Consider the following 5,746-nt stretch of genomic DNA (forward strand, 5'->3'; position numbering starts at 1 on the left):
ATTTATGCCGTTACAATTCCCGAACAACCGGGCAGTCTCCGCAAGTTTTGCGAATGTCTTGGCAGACGCAATCTTACTGAGTTTAGCTATCGCATTGCCGATGAAAAAGAAGCCCAGATTTTTGTCGGCGTGCAAATTCAAAACCGTGCCGATGCTGCAAAGATGGCAGAAAGTTTTGAAGCTTGCGGGTTCAAAACCCTTGACTTAACCGACGACGAACTGACCAAATTGCACTTACGTCACATGGTTGGCGGACGTTCTCCCCTCGCTTGCGATGAATTGCTTTATCGCTTCGAGTTTCCCGAACGTCCCGGTGCATTAATGAAGTTTGTCGGTTCTATGAGTCCCAACTGGAATATTAGTATGTTCCACTATCGCAACAATGGCGCAGACTACGGGCGAATTGTCGTAGGGATGCAAGTGCCTCCTCGCGAGATGGAAGAGTGGCAGGCATTCCTCGATACCCTCGGTTATCGCTATTGGGATGAAAGCAAGAATCCCGCCTACAAGCTGTTTTTGGGACAGGAAAATTGTATCCCGCTCTCACCCTATCGCTAATACACAACAGGGCTTACGCATCAACCCGTTACGGTTGCATCTTTGTTTCCTTTTCGGCTTCTGCGTAAGTCCTGAATATCTCAAACCAAGTTTGAATTAACTCTAGAGTAGCCCAGGAATTATTGAAGCTTAAATCCTTTAGCTGCTAATTGCTTGCGGAGACTTTGAATAATTACAGAATCAAGGGTATTTTTGCTACTACTAGCACTAACTTGGCGCTGTTTTTCAACATATTCGCTACGTTTTTGATATAAGTCGCGAATCGTTTTTTGAATTGTCTCTCTTTCGGCCTTCTTCGCTGCTGCATATTCTTGCTTTTGAGCTAAATTCATCCCTTGCATAGCTTTCGGCAAAGCATTATTCGGTAATTTCTCAAGGCTAACGATTCCCTTATCGAGAGCATCAATCAAATCCCAAGAAGCATTGTTGTAATATGCAGAAGCTTTGGAGTTACCACGCATAGCCAAATTTGCGCCGGAGTTACTATCTTCAATCGTCTGACGCTGTTGTCCAACTTCTCCTTCTGCACCATAGGGAATGTAAGTTTGATTGAGCTTATCATTCCAAGTAGCAATTTGATCATCGTAAGGAGACTTAATAAATTCAGTTTTTTCGTCTTGATTAATATTGAAGTGGCTACCTTGTGCTAAATCAGCTCCTGAAGCCCAAAGTTGTCGCTCCCGATCTTCTGATAAACCACAGTAGATAGTATTCACTAAAGTATTTCCCTTAGCAGCGAGCTCGACTGCTTCACGCCAAACGATCGGGCCTTGATCGAATGATTCATTACCCGCAATAAAAATAACCCGAAAATCTTCTTTATCTTTACTCCAGTTTAATTCTTTTACGGCTGAGCGGATTACCCAGCCAGCATATTCTTGACCGCCGTTGGTTTGGATACTAAATAGCTTTTCTGAAACTAAATCTAATTCTGGAGTAAATCCAGTTAAAAGTCTGACAAAACCTTCTTCTGAGGGTAAATTATCATTTCCATAATGGTATAAAGCAACTTCTAATTCTGGGACTTCGCCATCTTTGGTTACTTTAGTTAAAGAGTTGACAATTTGCCAAAGTTGGGTACGAGTTTGGTCTATGAGTCCATCCATACTATTACTAGAATCTAAAAGGATGGCGATCTGAATCTTAGCTTTAGCAAATGCTTTGGTGGGAAAAACTAAAATGCTCAAGGTTAGAGCTGTAGCGAATAAAATCCGAGTTATTTTCTGCATATATTTTTTAATTGCTGGATAAAAGAGTATTTTCTGTTAATCTCAGCTAAATTTAGCCGATTGATATCTCTGTTGCAAAAAATGTAACAACAAGTACACGCACAATCCAGCGATCAAACCTTTCTGGAAAGTTAAAGCGCTGAGTAGCGATTAGGGACATCAACCACAAGCAACGTCAACCGTTATTGGACATCACGACCAAAGGCAAGAATGGCTGCTCGGATCTTAAAACGAACAGCCATTATGCTCCTGTGAGATGAGGGTTACAGACAAAGACGATTGCGGAACGGTTGGGGTGCAAGGGACAAGCGTCAGTGTCTTGGCAAATTTACATTAAGCCTTTCCCAAAAAATGCTTTCTGACCCAGATGGGGATAACTCGCGCCTCGTCGAGCGCTTCGACGAACTCTTGGGCGATCGCGCGATCCGAGGCAAGATTCTGACCGGAGATCAGCTCTCTGTCCTGCACAACAAAGCTTTGGTCGCTCGAACCATGCTCAACCCGACCGCCAGCGCTGGCTAGCGCATCGGCGACGTAGAACGGCACCTGACTGTCGAGGATCTCCCGTTCAATCGGATACTCTTCTTCGTTCGAGAAGCTGGTCATGCGGTAGCCAGCATATTGCCAACCCGCAGCCGCCGCCTTCGCCGCCTCTCGATCGCCATCTACGAGAGCCTTCCGGTAGGCGGTGGCGTTCGGCAAAGCGGCTAGCGTTGCCACTGAGCCGTGGCACAAGAAGGCGCTTGGCTTCGACGTTTTATGGAAGTAGCGCAGTATCTGTCCGAGATACGGATCTTGTATTAAGTCATTCATCGGTGCATAACCACCGGGAACGTAGACACCGATGTAGCGATCCAATCCCTCTGACAACACTGCTTTTAATGTCTTCGGGTTCTGCATACTGGGGTAGGTGTCAAGGAATGCGATCGCGTGTTGTAGCGCTTCTGGATCGTTGTCGAAGCGGGAGTCCTTGGCATGAGCAAGAATGACGGGTTTTTTGCCATCGGGTGTGGCAATGACCACCTCGTAGCCAGCTTCAATGAAATGCTGGACTGGCACGGTAAGGTCTTCTAGGGAGTACCCTGTGGGAACGACGCGATAATTTTTCAGTTGCAGTGTGTTCGTGCTAGAAGCCACCAGTAGCACGCGACCTAGGCTTTTCGCCGAGGAGGGTTGCTCCGGTAGGCTGGTGAGAGCTTTTGAGAACAGAGAGGTCATCATATTCTTTGTGGAGTTCATGGATATTTCCTTCATCAATGGGTTTGTCGAGTGCTGCACAGGTTGAAATCTAGAACCCCTATCCTGCTTGCGCGGGAAGTTACACAGGGGTTAGCACAGTGCAATTGGGGTTGAGATGATGGGGTAATAACCTTGACACAGCAAAATTGAGTTTTCATGTTCTCAAGAACATCGCTTACCGTATGGGCTTAGTCGCTGATGTTCCAGAGATTCGGTTGCGATCTGCGATAATGTCGTTCATCCAGCCAGATCGTCAATTCTTGCCTGTCGTCAAAGCGGATAGTGCGATCGCTTGCCGGATCGCAAACTCGCCAGTATTTGTTGCCAGCGCGATCGCTTTTTTGCTGGATTCGCGGTTCGCCAGCCGGTGTGTACCAGTCATTGACAAAAGCCTGCCACATCCCCTGTAGCTTTAAGCTGACTAACTTACTCACTTGGAGAGAGAGTTGTTCAAGCTGGTTGTAATTCCGTTTTTGTTGGAAGGTTCGCATAACTGAGACCGATTAACTTCAATAATTTCATCTTAGATTGTTTGTTTATCGAACAAACTAACTCATGATAGTTTGTCATTACAACAAACAACAGGGCGGATAGTTTCTTATGAAGACAAATGCCAACAAGAAAACTCTCACGACTGATGCCAGCCTGCTCAAGCAAATCAACTTTGCTCGGATTCTCAGTTTGCTACGCTATCACCCGCGCCTCAGCCGCGCCGAGATTGCACGACGAACGGGCTTAACTCGTTCAACCGTTACCGTGATTACGGCAGAACTGATTGCAACTGGACTCCTGCGAGAAGGAAAGGAAACTGCATCTGGAAAAGAAGGGGGGCGTCCTGGGGTGGAGTTAGAACTCGATCCAGAGGGAGCCTTTTTTATCGGAGTTGCCCTTGGGGATGAAAATATCCGCGTCATTGAACTCAACCTGGCAGCACAAGTGACTCGTCGAGTAGAAGCATCCATGACCGCAGACACCGAGCCAGCAACCGTTACCCAGCAATTAGTCGAGTTGATTCAACAAGTCTGGCAGGCAAATCCAGACGGCGAAGCGAAATATCGGGGAATTGGCATCACGGTTCCAGGCTCCTTAAATCGGGAAGGAATTATCCTTCGTGCCCCTAGATTGCATTGGCAGAATGTGGACTTGCGACCTTATTTGAATCCTCATCTGGATGTGCCGTTGTTTATCGAGAATGATGCGAATGCAGGTGCGCTTGTCGAGACGTATTTGAGTGGCTCGATGCCCAGCCATAGCTTGCTCTACCTGTTTCTGGGTGTCGGGGTGGGGGCGGGAATGGTACTGAATAATCGTTTGTTACGGGGGGCGGGGGGCACTGCGAGCGAAGTTCGCGAACTCATGATTGACCCGCATAGTTCTCAGACATCCGTAGGGGGGCGTGCAGGGACGCTAGAAGCTTTATGCAGCAAGGTTGGGCTATTGAGTGCCTATCATCAACAAAGTGGAGAGACGATCGACCTGAATACGCTGCTGTCTCGGTTGGAACAAGCGGATGCGATCGCGCAAGCGGTTGTGAAACAGTGGGGAATGTATCTGAGTTGGGGTGTACGGGGGTTGGTGGGTGTACTCAACCCGGAACGGATTGTCTTTGGAGGATCGCTGGCGGTGCTGGTGCCCTACGTGCAAGAGCAATTGGATGAGATGTTGCAAAATTGTCTGCCCGATAGAAGCGGATATGGCTTTGACAGCGCAGCCCGATTCCGGTTAGAGATTTCCCAATTTGGAGAAGATTCGGCGGCGATTGGTGGTGCAGTACTGGTTTATGAATCATTATTTCAGATGCCGGATCTGCTGCTGCTGCACTAATTATTCTGGATGAAGCTGCTAGCCAAGCCATTCTCGATCGCCTAAATGTGGCGAAACAGTCCTTATTTGCAAGCCTTGTTTAATAGTGGCTTGTGTCTTAGCAATTTGCGATCGCGCTTCCACCCCGTACCCCCTATACTGACGAGCAGAAAGATTGCAAGATTGGGTAAATACAAGGATAAGAAAAATTTTATGGAACCGAATGCAGAAGCGGATTCACTCAAGCGAGTGTTTGGATTGCCGACGCTGGTGATTTATGGGGTTGGGGATATTCTCGGTGCCGGAATATATGCAGTGGTCGGAAAAATTGCCGGACTTTCCGGCTCTTTGGTTTGGGTTTCTTTCCTAGTATCTATGACTGTTGCCGCTCTCACTGCATTAAGTTATGCAGAACTTGGTAATCGAGTTCCTCAAAGCGGAGGAGTCGCTAGTTTCATCCACAGAGCATTTCGCCGGGATTGGCTCTCAATCTTGGTAGGCTGGTTGATGTTTTGTACCTGTCTGGTTTCAATGGCGACGCTATCAAAAGCGTTTGCAGGCTATCTCAATGCTTTTGCTCCAGCAATTCCAGATTGGTTGATTATCCTGGCGCTATTTGCGGGTCTTGCATTTGTCAATTTTAGGGGAATGCAGGAGTCCTCAGCCTTAAATATTTTTTGCACGTCTCTTGAAGTTTCAGGTCTTCTAATTGTTATCTTTGTCGCCACCGTTTTCCTCATCGGGAACCCAGCAGGCGCGCCGAATCCGGTTCCCATTCCCGTCCCCAACGCACCACCGATTGGTTGGATAGCCGTGGTTCAGGGAGCAGCACTCGCCTTCTACGCCTTCATTGGGTTTGAGGATATTGTCAATGTTTCCGAGGAAGTGAAAGATCCCCAGCGCAATGTTCCGAGAGC

General features: G+C 47.5%; 5 protein-coding genes and 1 pseudogene. 3 read left to right on the forward strand and 3 right to left on the reverse strand.

Going from position 1 to position 5,746, the window contains the following annotated elements:
• Positions 1-558: pseudogene (locus tag H6F50_RS20530) on the forward strand (threonine ammonia-lyase, biosynthetic); the annotation flags it as partial.
• A 119-nt stretch (positions 559-677) separates the two neighbouring features.
• On the opposite strand, the gene H6F50_RS20535 reads toward H6F50_RS20530, so the two are convergent.
• The 3 genes from H6F50_RS20535 to H6F50_RS20545 all read right to left on the reverse strand — a co-directional run bounded on the left by H6F50_RS20535 (position 678) and on the right by H6F50_RS20545 (position 3,517).
• Positions 678-1,787, reverse strand: coding sequence for a vWA domain-containing protein (locus tag H6F50_RS20535; protein WP_190430139.1), 1,110 nt, complete (start codon positions 1,785-1,787; stop codon positions 678-680).
• Positions 1,788-2,120: 333 nt separating this feature from the next.
• The gene (locus H6F50_RS20540; RefSeq protein ID WP_199292281.1) at positions 2,121-3,026 is read right to left on the reverse strand and encodes a type 1 glutamine amidotransferase domain-containing protein; all 906 of its coding nucleotides are present in this window, start codon (positions 3,024-3,026) and stop codon (positions 2,121-2,123) included.
• Positions 3,027-3,214: 188 nt separating this feature from the next.
• Entirely contained in the window at positions 3,215-3,517 is a 303-nt protein-coding gene (locus tag H6F50_RS20545; RefSeq protein ID WP_190430140.1) for a hypothetical protein, read from the reverse strand.
• Between the two features lie 109 nt (positions 3,518-3,626).
• On the opposite strand from H6F50_RS20545, the gene H6F50_RS20550 reads away from it, so the two are divergent.
• Together H6F50_RS20550 and H6F50_RS20555 are read left to right on the forward strand one after the other, a co-directional pair.
• On the forward strand, positions 3,627-4,850 hold the full coding sequence (locus tag H6F50_RS20550) for an ROK family transcriptional regulator (RefSeq protein ID WP_190430141.1): 1,224 nt from the start codon (positions 3,627-3,629) through the stop codon (positions 4,848-4,850).
• A gap of 192 nt (positions 4,851-5,042) precedes the next feature.
• Positions 5,043-5,746: APC family permease (locus tag H6F50_RS20555; protein WP_190430142.1), on the forward strand; the 704-nt coding region annotated here is incomplete at its 3' end.

It is taken from the genome of Coleofasciculus sp. FACHB-712 (assembly GCF_014695635.1).
Taxonomy (GTDB): Bacteria; Cyanobacteriota; Cyanobacteriia; order Cyanobacteriales; family FACHB-T130; genus FACHB-T130.